Source organism: Kitasatospora sp. NPDC001132 (assembly GCF_053598415.1).
Map to the genome: position 1 here is coordinate 1 of NZ_JBSFKF010000025.1, position 18,995 is coordinate 18,995.

General features: G+C 74.7%; 17 protein-coding genes. 8 read left to right on the forward strand and 9 right to left on the reverse strand.

The genetic code is table 11. From position 1 onward, the window contains the following. Positions 1-205: 205 nt before the first annotated feature. A complete protein-coding gene (locus ACWDBE_RS27680) occupies positions 206-673 on the reverse strand; it encodes a (2Fe-2S)-binding protein (RefSeq protein ID WP_392923516.1) in 468 nt (155 codons plus the stop codon). Between the two features lie 41 nt (positions 674-714). Then, a complete protein-coding gene (locus tag ACWDBE_RS27685) occupies positions 715-2,724 on the reverse strand; it encodes a molybdopterin cofactor-binding domain-containing protein (protein ID WP_449809403.1) in 2,010 nt (669 codons plus the stop codon). An 861-nt stretch (positions 2,725-3,585) separates the two neighbouring features. Between ACWDBE_RS27685 and ACWDBE_RS27690 the strand changes: the two genes are divergently transcribed. From ACWDBE_RS27690 to ACWDBE_RS27705, 4 genes are all read left to right on the forward strand, one after another. Next, the gene (locus ACWDBE_RS27690; protein ID WP_449809404.1) at positions 3,586-4,848 is read left to right on the forward strand and encodes an MFS transporter; all 1,263 of its coding nucleotides are present in this window, start codon (positions 3,586-3,588) and stop codon (positions 4,846-4,848) included. 232 nt (positions 4,849-5,080) lie between these two features. Next, entirely contained in the window at positions 5,081-5,869 is a 789-nt protein-coding gene (locus tag ACWDBE_RS27695) for a Mut7-C RNAse domain-containing protein (protein WP_449790621.1), read from the forward strand. Positions 5,870-5,962: 93 nt separating this feature from the next. Beyond that, positions 5,963-6,388: a cupin domain-containing protein gene (locus tag ACWDBE_RS27700; RefSeq protein ID WP_449809405.1), complete on the forward strand. Its 426-nt coding sequence runs from the start codon at positions 5,963-5,965 to the stop codon at positions 6,386-6,388. Beyond that, complete coding sequence (locus tag ACWDBE_RS27705) at positions 6,385-8,250, forward strand: CocE/NonD family hydrolase (protein ID WP_449809406.1); 1,866 nt, start codon at positions 6,385-6,387, stop codon at positions 8,248-8,250. The genes ACWDBE_RS27700 and ACWDBE_RS27705 overlap by 4 nt, the downstream gene beginning before the upstream one ends. Positions 8,251-8,361: 111 nt before the next feature. Here ACWDBE_RS27705 and ACWDBE_RS27710 read toward each other — a convergent pair whose 3' ends face one another. After that, positions 8,362-9,438 carry a restriction endonuclease gene (locus tag ACWDBE_RS27710; protein WP_449790624.1) on the reverse strand — a complete coding sequence of 359 codons (1,077 nt, stop codon included), beginning with the start codon at positions 9,436-9,438 and terminating at the stop codon, positions 8,362-8,364. Between the two features lie 110 nt (positions 9,439-9,548). Next, positions 9,549-10,355 carry a hypothetical protein gene (locus ACWDBE_RS27715; protein WP_449790625.1) on the reverse strand — a complete coding sequence of 269 codons (807 nt, stop codon included), beginning with the start codon at positions 10,353-10,355 and terminating at the stop codon, positions 9,549-9,551. 109 nt (positions 10,356-10,464) lie between these two features. Here ACWDBE_RS27715 and ACWDBE_RS27720 point away from each other — a divergent pair, with 109 nt between their 5' ends. Next, positions 10,465-10,965: an inorganic diphosphatase gene (locus tag ACWDBE_RS27720; RefSeq protein WP_449809450.1), complete on the forward strand. Its 501-nt coding sequence runs from the start codon at positions 10,465-10,467 to the stop codon at positions 10,963-10,965. Between the two features lie 49 nt (positions 10,966-11,014). On the opposite strand, the gene ACWDBE_RS27725 is transcribed toward ACWDBE_RS27720, so the two are convergent. Then, a complete protein-coding gene (locus ACWDBE_RS27725; RefSeq protein WP_449809407.1) occupies positions 11,015-12,274 on the reverse strand; it encodes a pyroglutamyl peptidase in 1,260 nt (419 codons plus the stop codon). Positions 12,275-12,442: 168 nt separating this feature from the next. Between ACWDBE_RS27725 and ACWDBE_RS27730 the strand changes: the two genes are divergently transcribed. Both ACWDBE_RS27730 and ACWDBE_RS27735 read left to right on the forward strand, forming a co-directional pair. Then, on the forward strand, positions 12,443-13,504 hold the full coding sequence (locus ACWDBE_RS27730) for a TerD family protein (protein WP_449809408.1): 1,062 nt from the start codon (positions 12,443-12,445) through the stop codon (positions 13,502-13,504). A 144-nt stretch (positions 13,505-13,648) separates the two neighbouring features. Further along, a complete protein-coding gene (locus ACWDBE_RS27735; RefSeq protein WP_449790628.1) occupies positions 13,649-14,251 on the forward strand; it encodes an SUKH-4 family immunity protein in 603 nt (200 codons plus the stop codon). 96 nt (positions 14,252-14,347) lie between these two features. Here the strand turns inward: ACWDBE_RS27735 and ACWDBE_RS27740 are convergent, their stop codons facing one another. Beyond that, positions 14,348-15,013, reverse strand: coding sequence for a TetR/AcrR family transcriptional regulator (locus tag ACWDBE_RS27740; protein WP_449790629.1), 666 nt, complete (start codon positions 15,011-15,013; stop codon positions 14,348-14,350). Positions 15,014-15,130: 117 nt separating this feature from the next. Here ACWDBE_RS27740 and ACWDBE_RS27745 point away from each other — a divergent pair, with 117 nt between their 5' ends. Beyond that, positions 15,131-16,168, forward strand: a complete 1,038-nt coding sequence (locus tag ACWDBE_RS27745) for an aldo/keto reductase (RefSeq protein WP_449790706.1) — start codon at positions 15,131-15,133, stop codon at positions 16,166-16,168. Between the two features lie 12 nt (positions 16,169-16,180). On the opposite strand, the gene ACWDBE_RS27750 is transcribed toward ACWDBE_RS27745, so the two are convergent. From ACWDBE_RS27750 to ACWDBE_RS27760, 3 genes are all read right to left on the reverse strand, one after another. Then, positions 16,181-17,152 (reverse strand): hypothetical protein, encoded by a 972-nt coding sequence (locus ACWDBE_RS27750; protein WP_449790630.1) that lies wholly within the window; start codon positions 17,150-17,152, stop codon positions 16,181-16,183. Between the two features lie 104 nt (positions 17,153-17,256). Then, positions 17,257-17,679, reverse strand: a complete 423-nt coding sequence (locus ACWDBE_RS27755) for a hypothetical protein (RefSeq protein ID WP_449790631.1) — start codon at positions 17,677-17,679, stop codon at positions 17,257-17,259. A gap of 266 nt (positions 17,680-17,945) precedes the next feature. Beyond that, positions 17,946-18,920 carry an NAD-dependent epimerase/dehydratase family protein gene (locus ACWDBE_RS27760; protein ID WP_449790632.1) on the reverse strand — a complete coding sequence of 325 codons (975 nt, stop codon included), beginning with the start codon at positions 18,918-18,920 and terminating at the stop codon, positions 17,946-17,948. Between the last annotated feature and the right edge of the window lie 75 nt (positions 18,921-18,995).

Genomic DNA, 18,995 nt, shown 5'->3' on the forward strand with positions numbered 1-18,995 from the left:
GGGCGGCCGGGGCGGCCTGGGCGGGCCCGGCGGGCAGCAGGGTCGCGGCCCCGCCCAGGCCGGCGAGGGCGAGCAGTGAACGGCGCCTGATCATGTGTCATCCTCGCGTGGCTCGGCGACTGGATCCCCGGGCCAGCCTAGGTGGTGCGGACCGGTGTGGCCAGGGCGCCGAACTGCTCGCGCCGCGCCAGGGCTCGCCGTCCGCTCAGGGCTTGGCGCCCTGTCGGGCGGCGGCCTGCTTGATCGCCTCGCGGATGCGCGGATAGGTGCCGCAGCGGCAGATGTTCTGGATCTGGTCGATGTCCGCGTCCGTCGGGTTCGGGGTGCGGCGCAGCAGGGCGACGGCGGTCATGATCTGGCCCGGCTGGCAGAAGCCGCACTGGGCGACGTCGCAGGCGAGCCAGGCCTCCTGGACGGGGTGCAGCACCTCGCCGTCGGCCAGTCCCTCGATGGTGGTGACGGTGTGGCCCTCGCAGTCCTTGACGGACCGGGTGCAGGGCTGGAACTCCTGGCCGTCCAGGTGGCTGGTGCAGGCGCGGCAGACGCCCACCCCGCAGCCGTACTTGGGGCCGGTGACGCCGAGCTTGTCGCGCAGGACCCAGAGCAGCGGCATGTCGTCCGGGGCCTCGACGGTGACGGGCTTCCCGTTGAGGACGAAGGTGTGGGTGGGCATGGGGAGTCGGGATTCCTCAGCTGGTGATCAGGAGCCGGTGGTCAGAAGTTGATCGGGAAGGAGCGCGGACTGGTGCCGGTCGCCCGGGCGTAGGCGTTGGCGACGGCGGCGGAGGCGGCCGGGACGCCGAGTTCGCCCGCGCCGCCGGGCTGTCCGCTCGGCGGCATCAGGTGGATCTCGACCACCGGCGGGGTGTGCCGCTGCCGGGCGTAGTGGAAGTCGCCGTAACTGCCCTCCCGGAAGGCGCCGTTGTCCAGGTGGTTGCCGGCCTGGAGGATCACCGAGATGCCGTCGACGAGCGCGCCGGTCAGCTGGGCCTCCAGGCCCCTGGGGTTGATCACCCGGCCGACGTCGGCGACGACGACGGCCTTGGTGACCCGCGGGTTGGCGCGGGCGGTGGCGTCCAGCTCGACCAGGTAGGCGACGCAGGCGCTGTGCTCGTCGTGGTAGCCGATGCCCTGGGCCTGGCCGGGGGGCATCGGGCGGCCCCAGTTGCCGCGCCTGGCGAGCTCGTCCAGCACGGCCCGTCCGGCGGCGCTGCGCATCCGGTCGCGGCGGAAGGAGAGTTCGTCCTGGCCCATCGCGCGGGCGAGTTCGTCCATCATGATCTCGTCGGAGACCCGGACGGTGCCCGAGTAGACCGAGCGCCAGCTGCCGGTGTGCAGTTCCAGCGGCAGCTCGGCGAGCAGCTGGGTGGGGACGCCGACGTCGTACGGGATCTTCTCGGTGAGCAGGAAGAAGAGTTCGGAGGCGGTGAGCCCGGCCAGCGGGAGGTTGTAGCCGGCGGCGGTGAGCATCTCACCGAGGCCGTGCCCGAGGTCGGTCCGGACGCCGGCCACGCGGTGCTCCCAGCTGAACACCTGGCCGAGGCCGTAGGTGGCCCGGATGACGTGGTGGCTGGCGGGGCGCACCCGGCCGTGGCGCATGTCGTCGTTGCGGGTCCACATCAGCTTGACCGGGCGGCCGGCAGCCTTGGAGACCTGGGCGGCCTCCAGGGCGGCGTCGAAGAACAGCCGGCGGCCGAACGAACCGCCGCCGCGCACCACGTGGACGGTGACGGCGTTCTCCGGCAGGCCGAGTTCCCTGGCGATGGTGCCCTGGGCGAGGATCGGGCTCTGCGCGGCGAACCACAGTTCGGCGCGGTTCGGCCGGACGTCGGCGACGGCGGTGAGCACCTCCATCGGGGCGTGATTGACGAAGGCGAAGTCGAACTCGCCCTCGACCCGGTGGGAGAGCAGCGGCGGCGGGAGGGACGGCAGGTGGGCGGCCCGCAGTTTGGACCGTACGTCGGCGTCGGACAGGCCGGCGACCGGGCCCGGGTTCCAGGTGGTGACCAGCGCGTCGCGGGCCTTGAGCGCCTGGTCGAAGGTCTCGGCGAGGACGGCGACGCCGGTCGGGATCCGCACCACGCCGAGGACGCCGGGCATGGCGCGGGCGGCGGAGGCGTCCAGGGACTTGAGGGTGCCGCCCACGGTGGTGGGGCGGGCGACCACGGTGGGAACGGCGCCCGGGACCTGGAGGTCCCCGGTGTACTGGGCCCGGCCGGTGACGATGTCGCGGGCGTCGATCCGGCCGGTCGGCCTGCCCACCAGGCGCAGCTGGTCGGCGGTCTTGGGGACGGCCGGGACGGCGGGCACGGCGACGCGGGCCGCCTCGGCGGCGAGGTCGCCGTAGCCGAGGCGGCGGCCGTCGGGGGCGAGGACGGCGGAGTCGGCGGTGCGCAGGGTGGCCGCGGGAACGTTCCAGCGCTTGGCGGCGGCGGTCACCAGCCGGGCCCGGGCGGCGGCAGCCGCGGCGCGCACCGGGTCGTACAGCGAGCGGATCGAGTTGGAGCCGCCGGTCAGCTGGTTGAAGAGCAGTTCGGGGCGGGCGTCGGAGAGCGGGACGTCGACGTCGGAGAGCCGGGCGTCGAGCTCCTCCGCGACGATCATGGCGATCGCGGTGGTGAGGCCCTGGCCGACCTCCAGCCGGGGCAGGTGGAGTGCGGCGCGGCCGTCGGCCGTGACCTCGAGAACCAGCAGGTGGGCGGTCGGCAGCCCGGCGATGACCATCGCGTCGCCGAGGTCGACGATGTCCGGGATGCCGGGCAGCCCGATCAGCTGCTGGGGGAGGGCCGTCTCGCGGGCCGGCGCGGCGGCTGCGGCGGCGGGCTGGACGGGCGTCGGGGCGGCGGCCTCCGCGGTGGCGGGCGCGGCGGTGTCGAGGCCGAGGCCGGCGGCGACGGTGAGGGTGGGGGCGGCCAGCAGGTAGGTGAGGAAACGCCGTCGGCGGGTGCCGCCGTCCGACGCCGGGGCGTACGGAGCGTCGGCGGGGTGGGTGTGCGGGTGCCCGGGGCCGTCGGGTCGGTCGGTGGAGTCCGAGGGCGCGATGGAGGTGCTGATGGGGAGGCCACCCTTCGAACCGGAGACGGCGATGGAGCGGGCGGGCCGGGCGGCCCCGGCCCGGTGCCGGATCGCGAACGCCGTTGAGCATAAAAGGGCGCTACTGACGGGTCAACACGGTCAAAGTTGGCCCCTGGTCTGTCCGATCGCGGTTTTGCAGCGCTCGGCGGAGCCGGATTCGGAGCGGGTACGGACGGCGCTTCACCGGCGCGGGCGCGGCCGGGGCGGGACCGCTCCGAAGAACTCGGAGGCGCCAACTGGAGCCCCTCGCACGCGGGTTCACGGGTCGGTCGACGGTGCGGCGGCATGGCGGATTGGCCCAGGAAATTCCTTGATCACTGGACCGGTCCACTGGGCCGGTTCTCTCCTAGGGTGAGGGGGCGCCAGAGCCGCGGTCGCGAAGAGCCGCTCCGTGCGCCGCCCATCCGGCGGTCGCGGGTAGGGGTGACGGTCCGTGAAGTCGTTTACACAGGTGGACGCGTGTGGGTGACCGCGCCTACGCACCAGAACGCGCACGAGCGAAGGAGAGGCATGCCGACCGAACGAGCCGCCCGCCGCGGCGCCCTGCCGCCCGCCGGGCCCCAGCGGACCCTCGCGGCCGCCCAGTTGGCCGCCGCCGTGGGCGACGGCGCCTACTACACCTGCTCCGCGCTCTACTTCACCAGGGTGGTCGGGATGTCGCCGACCGCCCTCGGAATCGGCCTCACCCTCGCCTGGGCGCTCGGCTCCGTGGCCGGCGTCCCGCTCGGGCACCTCGCCGACCGGCGCGGCCCGCGCCGCACCTCGGTGGCGCTCGCGCTGGGCACGGCGGCCGTGGTCACCGCCTTCCTGGTGATCCGCTCCTACCCGCTGTTCCTGGTCGCGGTCTGCCTCTACGCCACCGCGCAGTCCGGCCTGACCGCCGCCCGGCAGGCACTGGTCGCCGCGCTGGTGCCGCCCGCGCAGCGGACCGCGCTGCTCGCCCACATGCAGTCCACCCTCAACGGCGGACTGGCCGTCGGCGCGGCGATCGGCGGCATCGCGCTCGGCCTGGGCACCCGCGCCGCGTACCTGACCGCCTTCGCCGTCACCGCGCTCGGCTTCCTGCTCGCCGCGCTGTTCCTGCGGCGGCTGCCCGAAGCCCCGCCCGCGGCAGGGTCCTCGGACGCCGGGCCGCGCCTCGCCGTACTGCGCGACCGCCGGTACGCCGCCGTCACGGCCGTCAACGCCGTCCTGCTGCTGCGGATGCCGCTGCTCAGCCTGATCATCCCGCTCTGGATCGCCGCGCGCGCCCCCGGGCTCGGCTGGCTCGGCTCGGCGCTGTTCGTGCTCAACACCCTCGCGGTGCTGGCCTTCCAGGTCCGGGCGGCACGCGGCGTCACCGGACTGGCCCCGGCCGCCCGGGCCGTCCGCTCCGCCGGGCTGCTGCTGCTCGCATCCTGCGCGGTCTTCGGACTGTCCGCGCTGGACGTGCCGGTCTGGGCGGTCGGCGCACTGCTGGTCGCGGCCTCCGTCCTCCAGGTGGCCGGGGAGATGCGGCAGTCGGCCGGCAGCTGGCAGATCGCCTTCGACCTCGCCCCGCCCGGGCGGGTCGGCCAGTACCAGGGCTTCTTCGGCACCGGCGTCGCCGTCGCCCGCACCCTCGGACCGCTGCTGCTCACCACACTGCTGCTGGACGGGGGTCTGGTCGGCTGGCTGGTCCTGGGCGGGGCGTTCCTCGCGGCGGGGTACGCGATGGGGCCGGTCGCCCGCTGGGCGGCGCGCGACCGCGGTCACCCGGTGTCCCCGTCGACGGTGGTCGCGGCGGCCGCCTGAGCCCGCGCGTCGCCAGCCGCCTGAGCCCGCCCGTGCCGTCGGCCGCCCGAGCCCGCCCGCGCCCGGGCGCGTCGGCGGCCGCCCGAGCCCGCCCGTGCCGTCGGCCGTCCGATCTCGCCCGCGTCCGCGGCCGCCTGGGCTCGGACGGCCGCCGTGCGCCCGGGACGGCCGGTCCGACGGCGAGCCGCAAACCCGGTGGCCCCGGCCCGCCGCCCGCTGGCATGCTGGCCGCGTGGACCGACCCCAGATCAGCCTCGACTTCGCCCCCGAACTGCACCTCTTCGTCTCCGCGCCCCGGCGGGCCGGCAGCACCGCGCTGCGCACCGACGGCACCTCCACCCTCGGCCACGTCGTCGAGTCCCTGGGCGTCCCGCTCACCGAGGTCGGCGCCCTGCTGGTGGACGGCCGGGCCGTGCCCGACACCCACGTGCCGGCCGACGGCGAGGAGATCTCCGTCCGGGCCGTCACCAGGCCGCAGCGCTCGCCCGCCCCGGCGCGCTTCCTGCTGGACGTCCACCTCGGCACCCTCACCCGCCGGCTGCGCCTGCTCGGCGTGGACGCCGCGTACGAGAACCCCGACATCGGCGACGCCGCCCTGGCCGCCCGCTCGGCCGCCGAGCAGCGGATCATGCTCTCCCGCGACCGCGGCCTGCTGCGCCGCCGCGAACTGTGGGCCGGCGCCTACGTGTACAGCCACCGCCCCGTCGAGCAACTGCGCGACGTGCTCTCCCGCTTCGCGCCGCCGCTCGCCCCCTGGAGCCGCTGCACCGCCTGCAACGGCACGCTGCACCCGGCCACCAAGACCTCGGTGCGCGAGCAACTGCGGGACGGCACCGAGCGCTCCTACGACGCCTTCGCCCAGTGCGCCGACTGCGGACAGGCCTACTGGCGCGGCGCCCATCACGCCCGCCTGGAGGCGATCGTCACCGAGGCCGTGCGCGACTTCGGAGCCGATCCGACCGCGGGAGGAGGCCAGGAGTCCGGGGAGGGCCGGGGCCGGATCGGGGTCGTCTCAGGGTAGCCCCGCCCTGGCGGACGGCCGGGGGCCCGTGATCCCATCGACGGTGGGGGACGAGACCACGCTACTCACTCGGATGAGAGGCCAGGTCGTCACATGGGACATCACACAGGGCACCAGCCCTTCGGCACCGCGGACGTGGGGGACGCCGAGGTGGTGACCGCCCCGGACGGGGCCGAGGTGCGCCCGCTGCTGGTGCTGGAGGGATCCGGGAGCCTCGCGGTCTTCACGCTCACCCCCGGGCAGGTGACCCACGCGGTGTCGCACGCCACCGTGCAGGAGCTGTGGCAGGTCACCGCGGGCAGCGGCGAGCTGTGGCGCCGCCAGGGCGGCCGCGAGGAGACCGTACGGCTCGCGCCCGGAACGGCGGTGTCGATTCCGCTGGGCACCGCGTTCCAGTTCCGGGCGGACGAGGACTCCGACGGGCCGCTGCGGATCACCGCCGTCACCATGCCGCCCTGGCCCGGCACGGACCGCGAGGCACGCCCGGAGGAAGGCCGCTGGAAGGCGACCGTCCGATGAGGCGGGGACTGCCGCGCCGCCCGCTGGCGGCGCTGCTCACGGCCGCCGCCGTGCTCGGACTCTCGGTCGCCCCGGCGGCCGCCGCCGCGCCCGCCGGTTCCGCCGAACCATCGCGGCGGTCGCTCTACGTGGCGATGCCGGACGGGGTCCGTCTCGCCGTCGACGTCCACCTCCCCGAGGGCACCCGGGCCGGCGCCCGACTGCCCACCGTGCTGGTCACCAACCGCTACTGGCGGGCGAGGGTCCGGGCCGGCCAGACCGACGGCGTCAGCGGCGAGGCGCGGCGGTGGACCGCCCGCGGCTACGCCTTCGTGACCGCCGACCTGCGCGGCACCGGGGCCTCCTTCGGCACCCTCACCTCCGAACTCGGCGCCGACCTGACCGCCGACAGCGGCCCGCTCAGCGACTGGATCGCCGCCCAGCCCTGGTCCAACGGCCGGGTCGGCACCACCGGCATCTCCTACGGCGGCGACACCGCGATGCTCGCCACCGCCCTCGGCAACCACCACATCACCGCCGCCGCCCCGATCTCCTACGACTTCGACCCGTACGAGGACCTGGTCCGCCCCGGCGGTGTGCTCATCGAACCGCGCATCGCCCAGTACGCGCTGCTGCTGCGCGTCCTCGACCAGGCCGGCGGCACCACCTGCGAGACCGACGAGCGGACCCGGAAGCTCTGCGCCGACGTCGGCCTCACCGGGCTCCAGCCCCGGCCGGTCGACGGCCCCGACGGGCCGGCCTTGCTCGCCGCCGCCCGCGCCGAGCACGCGGACAACGCCAACCTCGTCGAGATGGCGCACACCGGCGTCCACCGCGACTACCGGGACGGACCGAAGAGCTGGACGGTCGGCAGCGTCGGCGAACGGACCGACGCGATCGAGGCCGGCCGGGTGCCCGTCCTGACCCGGGCCGGCTGGCTCGACGCCGGCACCGCCAACGGGACGCTCTCCCAGTTCACCGGTCTGTCCAACACGCAGGACGTCTGGCTCGGCCCGTGGAACCACGGTGCCGGGTGGCTCGCCGACCCGTTCCAGCCCGCCCGCCCGCTCACCGAGCGGGAACACGACGAGAACGACCGGCGCGTGTTCGACTTCTTCGACCGCTACGTGCGCGGCGACGCCCGCCCCGACGGCCGCCGACAGGTGCACTACTACACCTTCAACGAGGGCGTCTGGCGCACCACCACCCGCTGGCCGGTGCCTGGCACCCGCACCCAGCGGTTCCACCTCGGCGCGGGCGGCACGCTCGCCGGCCGGGCCGACGACCACCGCCACGGCTCAGACCCGCTGCACCTCGACCCGACCGCCGGCACCGGCCCGTTGGACCGCTGGAACACCAACCTCAGCGGTGACGAGGTCAGTTACCCCGACCGTGCCGCCGTCGACGCCAAGCTGCTCGGCTACACCACGGCGCCGCTGACCGCCGACACCAGGGTCACCGGCAACGGCAAGGTCACCCTCGATGTCACCGGACTGGCGGGCTCGGCACGCGGCGCCCTGCACGTCTACCTGGAGGACATCGCTCCGGACGGCCGGGTCACGTACCTGACGGAAGGTCAACTCGCCATGGCGGACAGGGCGGTGGCCGACCGGTCGGACAACCCGGACTGGCGCCGGCTGCGCACGCCGCGCAGCTACGCGGCCGAGGACGCCGAGGACTTCCCGCGGGGGAGCGCCCAGCGCGTCACCATCGACCTCCAGCCCGTCTCGGTGCTGTTCCGCGCCGGCGAGCGGATCAGGCTCACCGTCGCCGCCGCCAACCCGGACTCCTTCCAGCTGCTGCCGGCCGACGGGCGGGCGGACTACCGGATCGGCTGGGGCGGGGACCGGGGGTCGGTGCTGGAACTGCCGGTCGTGCACTGAGGTCCGCGAAGTGCCGAGACGAGCCAAGCGCTGAGGCGCAATGGCCGAGACGCGTGAAGCGTCGGGTTCGCGGGGCGAGGCGCCCGGTCGACGACCGGGCGCCCCGCCCCGTCACGCGTCCACGACCTCCAGCCCGTAGGCGGTCACGGCCTGGCGCAGCCCGCCCGGGTACCCGGCGAGCGCCGGAGTGAACTCCCAGTCCCCGGAGGGCTCGCGGTCGAACCGGCCGAGCCGCATCGCGGTGTTGGTCTCCGCGCCGTCCGCCAGGTGCACCACGGCCGCGTCCTGCCCGGAGCCGGCCTCCAGGATCAGCGCCGGCCCGGCGAACCCGCCCATGGTGGCCCCGGGGTGGTTCTCGGTGTCGGCGGCGGCGATCACGACCAGCCGGTCGACCTCGGCGGGCAGCGCGTCGAAGTCGACCATCAGGCAGGCGTTCGCGTCGCCGTAGCCAGTCACCAACCGCACCGAACCGTCCGGCGTCGAGGCGTTGTTGTAGAACACCAGGTGGTCGTCGGAGAGCGCCACGTTGCCCGTGCAGACCAGGGCGGCGATGTCGTACTCCTCCTCCCCGGTCCAGTGCAGCAGCAGCCGTGAGGGCTCGGCGGCCACCTCGATGGCGGGCAGCCCGTCCAGGGCGTCGGCCTCGGGGGAGTCCCCGTCCTGGACGGCCGCGAACACCTCGTGGAAGCCGTGGTGCTTGAGCAGCCCGACCAGCTCGGCGCCGTTGATCAGGCTGACCGGCTTGCCCGCGACGAACTGGTGCGAGCTGGGGCCGAACTTGCTGGTGGTGACCAGGACGGCCTTGGTCGCGTCCCGGTCGTGCCGCAGCGTGCCGTACAGGTCCCGCACCGCGGACGGCGCCACCGTGTCCCGGTACCGCTTCACCTGCACGATGACGTTGCCGCCGCGGAACGGGTCCGGGTCGACGCCGCGGACGTCCACCCCGCCGTCCCGCGACCGGGCGGTGAGCTCGACCTTCATGCCCATCGCCTCCATCAGCCGGGCGATGAGGCCCTCGAACTCGACCGGGTCCATCGCCAGCAGCAGCTGGAGCTCGCGGACGCGCTTGGCCATCCGGCCGCGGTTGGCGTTGGTGTCGTCGCGGAGGTGACGGAACAGCGCGCGCTGGGCGCGGCGTTCGTCGACGTCGGGGTTGCTGAGGCGGTGGAGCTTCCGGCTCCGGGACATGGGCGTGCCCCCTCTTGCATGGTGACGGTTGTTGCAGGCGTCACCGTAGAGGAATCGTGGACGAAGGGATGTCGGGCCGTCAGTTCCGCCGCACAATCGAGATCTGGAGGCTAGCCTGCGTGCAGGTCGAGGGTCCACGCGTGGGTGGTGTAGGCGCCCATCCGGGTCGGGTGGCGCTCGACCAGCGTGACGGCGAGGCCGTCGGCGGTGCGGTGCAGCGAGCCGGTGTGGCGCGGCCGGTCCTCCGGGGCGAGGGGGAGCAGCTCGGCCAGTACGGCGTCGTCCAGGTCCCGGCCGACCGCGCGCAGCACCCCCGCGTCCAGCACCAGCAGGGTGCCGTCCGGCAGTACCAGCGGCGCCGGGGCCTGCGGGTCGGCCAGCAGCGGGCCGTGCTCGATCCGGCCGCCGGGCAGCAGCCGGACCACCCGGCTTCCGGTCGGGTGGCGACGGTCCGTCTCGACCACCCGCAGGGCGCCGCCGACCACGTAGTGGCCATAGCTGAGCCAGGAGTCGACCAGGGTGCCGTCCCGGTCGTACGCCCGGGTGCCGAAGGCGCCTTGGCCCGCCGACCCGAGCAGGAAGCGGCCGCCGCCGAGGGCCGCGCCGCGCTCGCCGCGCAGCTCCGCGAGGGTGGCGCCGTCGGCGAGGTCCAGCAGCAGGGCCGGGCCCGGCGCGGTGCGGGTGAAGGAGTCGGTGGTGACCAGCGCCCGGCCGGCCGAGAGGTGCGCCGCGTTCGGACGGCCCGGGCAGGGCCGCCGCCAGCGTTCCCCGCCGGTGGCGTCGACGCGGACGAGCCCGCCGTCCCGGACGTGCAGCTCCGTTCCGTCCCGGCGGGCCAGCGGCCCGTCCGGAAGGCCCTGCGGGCGTCCGCCCGCGCGGCGACGGCGATCCAGGACCGTGACCCGCCAGTTCCCCATGCGCCGGACGGTAGTGGGGCGGGTTGAACGGCGGGGGTGCTTTCGGTGGCCGTCCGGACGGCCGACAATTCCCCCAGGAACCGAGGAGGAGGCCGCGGTGGCGTTCGACGTGGAGTTCGAGGTCATGATCGAGATCCCTCAGGGGTCGCAGAACAAGTACGTGATGGACTTCGTGGCGGGCCGGATCCGCCTGGACCGCATGCTCTTCACGGCCACCGCCTACCCCGCCGACTTCGGCTACGTCGAGGGCACCCTCGGCGGCGACGGCGAGCCGCTGGACGCCCTGGTGCTCGGCGGCGAGCCGGCCGTCCCCGGCTGCCTGCGGACCTGCCGGGCGGTGGGCATGTGGGTGATGCGCGACGAGCGCGGCCCGGACCAGAAGGTGCTCTGCGTCCCGGCCCACGACCCGCGCTACGCCGACCTGCGGGACATCGGGGACGTCCGGGAGTTCGACCTGCTGGAGATCACCCACTTCTTCCTGGTGTACAAGGACCTGGAGCGCGGCAAGTCCGTCGAGGGCTCGCACTGGGCGGGGCACGACGCCGCCTACGCCGAGATCGCCGATTCGCGCGCCCGTGCGGCGGGCACCCGCTTCGCCGGCCCGGCCTGAACGGGCGTCCGGGGCGGGCCGGTTCCCACCGCCCGCCCCGGAGGCGCCGTCAGAGTCGGGCGGTGCTCAGGATCGCCCGCACCTCGTCGCCGATCGCGGCCTCGTTCTGCTCGAACTCCGGTGCGGTGAGCAGGCTCGGGTCGGCCGGCAGGCCGGTCAGGACCGGGGTGTGCAGATGCCCGCCTGGCAGTCCCGGGGCGAGGAACGTGCGCAGCCGGTTGGAGCGGTAGGCGACCTCGTTGGACAGGTACCCGCCGCCGCCACCGGAGACCGCGCGGGAGCCGGGGGTGGGCCCGTCCGGCCGGAAGACGGGGTCGGTGGCACCCGCCGGGATCTCGGTGACGAAGGTGTCGAGCAGCACCGGGAAGGGCTGCTGGACGGCCCTCATGGCGTCGGTCGGCAGGGTGGTGCGGACGAACTGCGGCCCGGCGGTCAGGCCGGGGGCGTCCACCGGGTGCCGGGTGGTGCCACCGGAGAGCGCGGCCACGTTGTCGGTGGCCGGGTCGGCGGAGCGGGCGCGCCCGGCCCACTCCTCCAGGGTGAACTTGCCCGGGTAGCCCTGGCTGATGCTGGTGATCAGGTCGGCGGACTGTCGGCCCGGCCGCAGGTGCGGGGTGAAGGCGCGCTCGACGATGCCCTCGTCGAAGTCCCGGTAGCGCACGGGGAGCACGACCGCCCGGACCTCGGCGGTGCTGCCGTCGGCGAGGGCGATCCGCTGCCCGTGCAGCTGCAGGACGGCCGAGCCGGAGGGGTTGGCGCGGCGCGGCTCGGCGTCCAGGCCGAACGGGTCGAAGCCGCTGACGAAGATCCGACGGACGCCGGAGGCGGAGTCGAAACCGTCGTCGAGGCCGCGCGAGGCGTCCTCGAAGCGGGACCGCAGCGCGGCGTGGTCGACGTCGAACCGGGGCTGCCACCGCGCGAGCCGGACGGTCATCGCGAGCCTGGTCCAGTACAGCGGGCGGTCGTCCCTGGCGGGCAGTTCGCCGCTGGGCCGCCGGCCCTGGGCGCGGTCCAGTCCGGCCTGCCAGAGCGTCCGGCCCCAGGTGGTGACCACCCGCTCGGCCTGCCGGGCGTCGCGGGCGGCGCACAGGGCGGAGGGGAAGGCCCCGAGCAGTTCTCCCAGCCCGGAGCGCTCGGTGAAACCGGCCGTACGGGCGTCCTGGAGGCGGGCCTGCTCGGCGTCCAACGCCATCGTGGCCGAGGTGCGGCAGCCGGCCGGTGCGGCCTGGGCGGCGGCCGGGGCCGGCAGGGCGGCGAGCGTTCCGGTGAGCGCGGCGGCCAGTCCCGCGGCGCGGCGTAGACATGTCATGTCCGCTGACAATAGGTCCGGACCTTACGGCCCGCCAGAGTGTCGGCACCGTACCTCGCGCTGTTTCGGCCTTGACGGAAAACTGACGGTTCGACCGGGAACCGTCGCGAGTTCTACAGCGTTGTCGTGGAAGAACAGCGGTACTCGTACGGTGGTGGAGGAAGTTCCATGAGCGTGGCCCTGACGAAGGGCGGCAACGTCTCCCTGGGCAGGCAGGCCCCCGGGCTGAGGGTGGTCCGGGTGGGTCTCGGCTGGACGGCCGGGGCGGGGTACGACCTGGACGCCAGCGCGCTGCTCTGCGGGGCGGACGGGAAGGTCGCCTCGGACCAGCACTTCGTCTTCTTCAACAACCTGCAGAGCCCGGACGGTTCCGTCCGGCACCAGGGCGGCTCCGGCGGCGGCCCCGACCGCGAGCAGATCGAGGTCCGGCTCGCGGAGGTCTCCGCCGGGGTGGAGAAGATCGTCTTCGCGGTGGCGATCTACGACGCGGCGCAGCGTCGGCAGTCCTTCGGGCAGGTCAGCGGCGCCCACATCCGGGTCCTCGACCCGGAGGGCGGCGCCGAGGTGGCCCGGTACGACATCGTGTCGGACGGCGGCAGCGAGACGGCGATGGTGTTCGGCGAGCTGTACCGGCACGGCGCGGACTGGAAGTTCCGGGCGGTCGGGCAGGGGTACGCCGCGGGGCTCGCGGGCATCGCCACCGACTTCGGGGTGGACGTCCTGCAGCCGGCGCCCGCCGCCGTGCCGGTCGCGCCGCCCGTGCCGCCCGCGCCGGTGAAGCCGCCCGTCGCGCTGGCCGTGCCGGTCGCGGCCCCGGTGCCGGCCGTGCCCACCGCCGCCGAACCCGCCGTTCCCCCGACCCAGCCAGGGAGCTTTCCCGTGACGTGTTTCTTCGACCCCTCGCACGGCGCCGGCACCACGGCGGTGTACTGGTCGCCGCAGTGGGGCGTGCCGCGCCAGATCGAGGCCTGCGTGGCCTGCGCCCAGCGGGTGCAGACCAACGTCCCGCCGTTCTACACCCCGGCGCAGGCCGGCTACCCCCAGCCGGTCCAGCAGGGCCAGCCGCAGCTGCCCGGCCAGCCGGCCCAGGGCGGGCGGCGCTTCGGCACCGGCGCGCTGATCGGCGCCGGCGCGGCCGGCCTGGTTGGCGGCGCGCTGCTGAACGAGGCCTTCGACGACGATCCCCAGGTGGTCGTCAACAACTACTACGAGGACGACGGCTTCTTCTAAACCATCAGGCCGCCAAACCATCGGGCCGCGGCTCCGCTCGGGCCGCCGGGGGTCCTCCCCGGCGGCCCGAGGGCGTGTCCCGGCTGTCGGCGCGGTGGGCTTGAATGGCGGCAGAGCACCGTTCCGACCGGGGGAGACGCACCGATGACCACGCCCGACGCCGAGCTGCCGGCCGCCGCCGGGAACCCCACCGCCGCCTGGCTGGAGTCCTGCTTCGGCCCCGGCACGCTGTGGCGGCCCGAGCCCGGGGCGCTGCCCGAGCGGCTGACGTCGAAGGCCGCCCGGGCGTTCCTGACCGAGGTCGGCGTCCCGGCCGTCGAGCTGGACTTCCTCGGCTTCGACGCCACCGGCCTGCCCGAACGCGGCATGTGGGAGGCGGACCTGGACGAGCTGTTCGGCGAGCGCACCCCGGACGACGACACTCCGCCGAGCAACTGGGGGTACTGCGTCGGGACGTTCGGCGAGCGGCACCTGATGGTGTCGGGCGACACCGGCACCGTACGGATCTACCACCCGGACGGCTGGGACCACGGGGACGGCTACGGCGGCTGGGCGGCCGACTCGCTGCCCGGGCTGGTCGGCGCGCTGGCGCTGCTGGCCCGCCTGGAGGAGCGGATCTGCGGCGGGGACGCCAAGGCCGCGCTGGACGAGTTCGCCGCGCTGGTGCGGGAGTTGGGGCAGGGGCCGGACGAGTCGGACCTCTGGTCGGGCCTGCTGGAGAACCTGCGCGACGAGTACGAGGGCTGACCTTCCCCGGCCCCGGTCGGTCTTCCCCGGCTCCGGTCGGTTGCGAACGGCCGCACGGCGCTTCGGCGCTGTGCGGCCGTTCCTGTCCGACGGGCCCTAATCGCCCTGGCGCCGGTACGCCCCGGCCCGGGCCGCCGCCTCGGCGGCCTGCGCCGCGCGGTCCGCGGCCGCTTCGTCCAGCGGCTCCGCGGTGGTGAGCATCCGGTAGTAGAGCGGCGCCGAGACCGCCCGGACGACCTCGAACACGTCGGTGTCCGGCGGGAGTTCGCCGCGCTCGACGGCCGCGGTGACGCACGGCGCCCACTCCTCGACCCGGCGCCGGTAGAAGTGTCGCAGCGCCTCGGCCGCGTCGGGATCGCAGGTCGCCGCCACGATGACGGCGCGGAACAGCGCGCCCTGCCGGGAGTCGGCCAGGGTGCGCTGGACGAGCCGGGCGTTGGCCCGGAGGTCCCCGGCGAGGGAGCCGCTGTCGGTGCGCGGCAGGGACTGCTCGGCCATGTCCGCGAGCAGGTCCGCGACCAGCGCCGTTGTGCTGCCCCAGCGGCGGTAGACGGTGGTGCGGCCGACCTCGGCCCGCTGGGCGATGTCGCCGAGGTCCAGGCCGCCGAAGCCGTGCTCGACCAGGGCGTCCTCGGCGGCGCGCAGGACGGCGGCGCGGACCCGGGCGGTCCGGCCGCCGGGGCGGACCGTACCGGGCGAGGAGGGCTCGGGCGGGGAGGTCTCCGGCGGGGAGGTCTCGGGCAGGGAGGGCTCGACAGCCATTAACGGGATTCCTGTTCCATTAGCCGGGCGGAGTCTGCTAACTTCGAGGCATTCTAACGGAACAGGAGTCCCATTAGGGGCTTCGAGGGGAGAATCGCCATGACCATCGCCACCGACATGGAGTACCGCCGACTCGGCGCGTCCGGGCTCAAGGTGCCCGCGCTCAGCCTCGGCACCGGGACCTTCGGCGGCCGCGGCCCGCTGTTCGGTGCCTGGGGCACCACCGACGTCCGGGAGGCCCGCCGACTGCTCGACATCGCCATGGACGCCGGGGTCACACTCTTCGACACCGCCGACGTCTACTCCGACGGCGCCTCCGAGGAAGTGCTCGGCCAGGCGGTCCGCGGCCGCCGCGCCCAGGTGCTGATCTCCACCAAGGCCGGACTGCCCACCGGCGACGGCCCCCAGGACGCCGGCACCTCCCGGGCCCGGCTGATCCGCTCGGTGGAGGACGCGCTGCGCCGCCTCGACACCGACTACCTCGACCTCTTCCAGCTGCACGCCTACGACGCCGCCACCCCGATCGAGGAGGTGCTGGCCACCCTGGAAGACCTGGTCCGGGCCGGCAAGATCCGCTACACCGGCGCCTCCAACTTCTCCGGCTGGCAGCTGATGAAGTCCCTAGCCCTCGCCGACCGGCACGGCCGCCCCCGGTACGCCGCCCACCAGGTCTACTACTCGCTCGTCGGCCGCGACTACGAATGGGAGCTGATGCCGCTCGCCGAGGAGGAGGGCGTCGGCGCCCTGGTCTGGAGCCCGCTCGGCTGGGGCCGGCTCACCGGGAGGATCCGCCGCGGGCAGCCGCTCCCGGACGGCAGCCGGCTGCACGACACCGCCGACTACGGCCCGCCGGTGGAGGACGAGCTGCTGTACCGGGTGGTCGACGCACTGGACGAGGTCGCCGCCGAGACCGGCCGCACCGTCCCCCAGGTGGCGATCAACTGGCTGCTGTGCCGTCCGACCGTCTCCTCCGTCATCATCGGCGCCCGCAACGAGGAGCAGCTGCGCCAGAACCTCGGCGCGGTCGGGTGGTCCCTGACGGAGGAGCAGGTGGCCCGGCTGGACGCGGCGAGCGCCCGCACCGCGCCGTACCCGTACTTCCCGTACCGCCGCCAGGAGGCCTTCGCCCGGCTCAACCCGCCGCTGGCGGGCTGAGCCCCGTAGGGGTCAGGACTGTCCGGCGGTGGCGGTCACGGCCCGGGCGGTCGCCAGCATGGCGTCGTTGCCAGCCTTCGCCGCCGTGAGCTCCGGCAGGCGGAGGCGGATCAGCTCGTTCTCGTAGGCGGTCTCGACGGTGAACCAGACCCCGACCACGTTGGTCCGCTCCTTGCACTGGACGTCCGCGGTGGCCGTGGCGATCTCCTCGGCGGACGGCCTGGTGTTCGCCCCCCACCGGGGGTCCTTCAGGGCGTCCCCGGGGGTGGCATAGGAGTGTCCCCGTTCCGCCATGCAGCGCGACCAGTCCTGGAAGACGGCCTTGACCCGGGGGTCCGACCTCGAGCGCTCGAAGCCCTCGAAGTTGATTCCCACCGCGACGTCGGCGTCCCCGCCGGTGCCGCCGTGCGCGATCAGCTCCTGTTGTGCGGCGCTGATGCACCCGCCGGGCGGCAGTGCCTTCCCCCGGAACGAGGAGGCCGTCCCCGGGGCGGGCTTCCCGTCCGTCCCGAGGCCGCTGCCGAGCACGGTGTTGACGTCAGGACTCAGCGCGGGCCCATCGGCGGACTTCTTCCCGTCGGACGGGTCGGGCGAGTGGTAGCCGTTCACGGAGACGTCGGCGAGCTCGACCGGATCGTACCGGTGGGTGGTCTGGGTCCTGGACGGCGCTCCGCCGCCGGTCGGCCGGGTGTAGTCCAGGCCGAAGCCCCGGACGCAGCGGGTGACCAGAACGGCCTCCGCCGCGTGGTACTGCCGGTAGTCCTCCCTGCTCAGCAGGTAGGACTCGATCGGCAGCGTCCGGTCGGCCACCTGGCTCAGCCGGGGCGTGTCGCCGACCGGCGGCGGGTCCATCGGGGTGAGGGAAGCGGAGGGAGGGACGGGGGCGGCGGCGGGTCGGGAAGGGCCGGAGGCACAGCCGGCGGCGAGGACCAGGGGGATCAGCAGCAGGGCCGGCAGCGAACGGCTGCGGTGGCGGGACGTCATGGCGGGGCTCCTCGGGGCCGGCTCGCGGGGTGGTGCGGTCGGTCGATGACGGCCGGACGGGTGCCGGACCCCCGGCGGGGCGGGGGCCCGGCGCCCGGTCGGGGCTAGATGTGCTCCCAGCTCTGCGAGTGGTTGTTGTTGCGCATGTCGATGTAGACGCCGGACCACCACACGGTGCCCAGGTTCGCCGAGTGGCCGGCCTGGATGTACTGGTTCGGCCCGGTGTCCCGGATGCTGTACTCGCGGTAGTGCACGTAGAGGTTGTAGTTGTTGTCCATGTTCTTCACGGACGCGGCGTTGTTCATCACGGGCTGGCCGTTGCCGGCCCCGCCGCCGCCGAAGTAGCCGTCGTAGTTGCCGGCCTCGCCCTTGCCGAAGAAGGCACCCTGCAGGTTGGGGCTGTAGTACAGGCAAGCGTCGCCCGCGATGCAGCCGCCGCTGCTCGCGAGGGCCGGGGTGGCGGCGCCGAGGAGCACCGTGCCGAGGGTGGCCGCGGCCAGGGCGGCGGCTGCCAGCTTCTTCTTCATCCCACTGCCTTCCGTTGGGTGAACCGGAGGGTTTCCGGCTGCCCTTGAGTCTGTGGGGATTCGAAAGCAGGGCCTATCCAGTACCGGCCCGGTCGGGTGTCAAAAGATGGATAGCGCGCCGCTCCCGGGGGCGCTATCGCCGCGCGCGGTGGTGCGCCGCGGGGCGCGGGCGTGCCGCGGGGCCCCGGCCCGGGAGATGTCCGGACCGGGGCCGGACCGGCTGCCGAGCGGCGGCGGTCGGCCCCGCGCCGGTGGCTGAGCGGGCGTCAGGCCTGCCGGGCGTGCCAGGCGGCGAGCAGTTCGGCCTCGCGGTCGGGGGTGAGGGTCTCCGGCTGGGGCTCGAACGGCTCGATGTCGCGGGCGGTTTCGGCCACCGGGCGGAGGACGAGCCCGGTGGCGAGGGCGGCGGCCGGGTCGGCGGTGCTGGTGGCGCGGGTGTGCGGGTTGGCGGGCCAGAGCGGGAGCGCGCGCTCCGGGACGTCGGCGGCGCGCAGGAAGTCCTCGTCCACCCAGGTGAGGGTGGTGCCGGGCGGGGCCACCGCCGAGGCGACGGCGTCGAGCAGGTCGCCCATGCCGAACGGCGGGGGAGTGGCGGCGTGGTAGGGGCCGGAGGCGCCCTGTTCGAGGAGGGCGAGCATCCAGGCGGCGAGGTCGCGGGCGTCGACCACCTGCAGCGGCGCGTCCGGCCGGCCCGGGGCGAGCACCTCGCCGCCGCGGGTGAGGCGCTGCACCCAGTAGTCGAAGCGGTGGGTGTAGTCCCGGGGGCCGATCACGTACGTCGGGCGCACCATCAGCGTCTCCGGGCCGAAGGCCTGCCGGGCGGCGCGCTCGCACTGGGCCTTGAGGACGCCGTACGTCGCGGCGGTGACCTCCTCGGCCTCCGGGCCGTTGGAGGGCAGCAGCGGGGAGTCCTCGGCGTAGCCGGGGGCGGCCGGGTCGTCGTAGACCGAGAGGGTCGAGACCAGCAGGTAGCGCCCGGCCGCGCCGGGGTCGACGTTGGCTGCCAACTTCCACACCTGGCGCGGGAAGTAGGCGCAGGTGTCGACGGTGGCGTCCCAGTTGCGGCCGCGCAGCGCGGACAGGTCGTCGTCCCGGTCGGCGATCAGGTGCTCGGCGTCCGGGAGCAGTCCGGCGCCGGAGCGGCCCCGGTGGAGCAGCGTGACCTCGTGCCCGGCGGCAAGGGCCGCCTCGGCGAAGTGGAAACCGATGAAACGGGTGCCGCCGATGACCAGAATGCGCATCCTGACATCGTGCCAGTCCACGGTGGAGCAGTGCCAATCGGCGCCTGGCCGTTACCCGAGTTGTGGGTGGGGTGC

What these genes read in the sequence shown, in the direction of transcription:
- ACWDBE_RS27680 (WP_392923516.1), bottom strand. Translation starts at nt 673, where the DNA reads ATGCCCACCCACACCTTCGTCCTCAACGGGAAGCCCGTCACCGTCGAG.
- ACWDBE_RS27685 (WP_449809403.1), bottom strand. Translation starts at nt 2,724, where the DNA reads ATGGTCATCGCCGGGCTGCCGACCGCCCACCTGCTGGTTCTCGAGGTC.
- ACWDBE_RS27690 (WP_449809404.1), top strand. Translation starts at nt 3,586, where the DNA reads ATGCCGACCGAACGAGCCGCCCGCCGCGGCGCCCTGCCGCCCGCCGGG.
- ACWDBE_RS27700 (WP_449809405.1), top strand. Translation starts at nt 5,963, where the DNA reads ATGGGACATCACACAGGGCACCAGCCCTTCGGCACCGCGGACGTGGGG.
- ACWDBE_RS27705 (WP_449809406.1), top strand. Translation starts at nt 6,385, where the DNA reads ATGAGGCGGGGACTGCCGCGCCGCCCGCTGGCGGCGCTGCTCACGGCC.
- ACWDBE_RS27710 (WP_449790624.1), bottom strand. Translation starts at nt 9,438, where the DNA reads ATGTCCCGGAGCCGGAAGCTCCACCGCCTCAGCAACCCCGACGTCGAC.
- ACWDBE_RS27715 (WP_449790625.1), bottom strand. Translation starts at nt 10,355, where the DNA reads ATGGGGAACTGGCGGGTCACGGTCCTGGATCGCCGTCGCCGCGCGGGC.
- ACWDBE_RS27725 (WP_449809407.1), bottom strand. Translation starts at nt 12,274, where the DNA reads ATGACATGTCTACGCCGCGCCGCGGGACTGGCCGCCGCGCTCACCGGA.
- ACWDBE_RS27730 (WP_449809408.1), top strand. Translation starts at nt 12,443, where the DNA reads ATGAGCGTGGCCCTGACGAAGGGCGGCAACGTCTCCCTGGGCAGGCAG.
- ACWDBE_RS27735 (WP_449790628.1), top strand. Translation starts at nt 13,649, where the DNA reads ATGACCACGCCCGACGCCGAGCTGCCGGCCGCCGCCGGGAACCCCACC.
- ACWDBE_RS27740 (WP_449790629.1), bottom strand. Translation starts at nt 15,013, where the DNA reads ATGGCTGTCGAGCCCTCCCTGCCCGAGACCTCCCCGCCGGAGACCTCC.
- ACWDBE_RS27745 (WP_449790706.1), top strand. Translation starts at nt 15,131, where the DNA reads ATGGAGTACCGCCGACTCGGCGCGTCCGGGCTCAAGGTGCCCGCGCTC.
- ACWDBE_RS27750 (WP_449790630.1), bottom strand. Translation starts at nt 17,152, where the DNA reads ATGACGTCCCGCCACCGCAGCCGTTCGCTGCCGGCCCTGCTGCTGATC.
- ACWDBE_RS27755 (WP_449790631.1), bottom strand. Translation starts at nt 17,679, where the DNA reads ATGAAGAAGAAGCTGGCAGCCGCCGCCCTGGCCGCGGCCACCCTCGGC.
- ACWDBE_RS27760 (WP_449790632.1), bottom strand. Translation starts at nt 18,920, where the DNA reads ATGCGCATTCTGGTCATCGGCGGCACCCGTTTCATCGGTTTCCACTTC.